Origin of the sequence: uncultured Paracoccus sp. (assembly GCF_947487305.1) — a bacterium.
GTDB lineage: Bacteria > Pseudomonadota > Alphaproteobacteria > Rhodobacterales > Rhodobacteraceae > Paracoccus.
This window is the reverse complement of record NZ_CANKWH010000094.1, coordinates 1-507: the sequence shown is the minus strand read 5'-3', so window position 1 is coordinate 507 and position 507 is coordinate 1. Positions and strand designations below refer to the sequence as shown.

At 55.6% G+C, this 507-nt stretch carries 1 pseudogene; it reads right to left on the bottom strand.

The annotated features are described in order from the left end of the window. Positions 1-77: 77 nt before the first annotated feature. Positions 78-428, bottom strand: a pseudogene (locus tag Q1A36_RS21405) (integrase core domain-containing protein); the annotation flags it as partial. Between the last annotated feature and the right edge of the window lie 79 nt (positions 429-507).

Genomic DNA, 507 nt, shown 5'->3' with positions numbered 1-507 from the left:
TCGGTCTGTTCCCGTTTCCCATAGAACACCTCCTGGTTCCTCAGTTGGTGCTCTCCACTTTTTCCGGGCAAGTCCAGTTAGTGCATGACCGGCCTTTGGTCCATCGGGACGATGGTTTCCGGAGCCGGTGGGCGATAGCCCAATGAGCTGTGTGGTCGTTTGGTGTTGTAATGCTTCCTCCACTCCTCGATCAGGATCTGTGCTTCACGGAGGCTGTAGAAGACCTCGCCATTCAGCATTTCATCGCGGAAGCGCGCGTTGAAGCTTTCGCAATAGCCATTCTCCCAAGGTGAACCTGGCTCGATGTAAGCCGTTTTCGCCCCGACGGCGCCAATCCAGTCCCGAACGGCTTGGGCGATGAACTCCGGGCCGTTGTCGGAGCGGATGAAGGCGGGAACGCCACGCAAGATGAACAGGTCGGTCAACGCATTGTTGATTTTCACTCAGAAGTGAGCCGGCATTTCCATCGAGAAGTGAGCCACCTCTGACTATGGATTTCCGTTCATT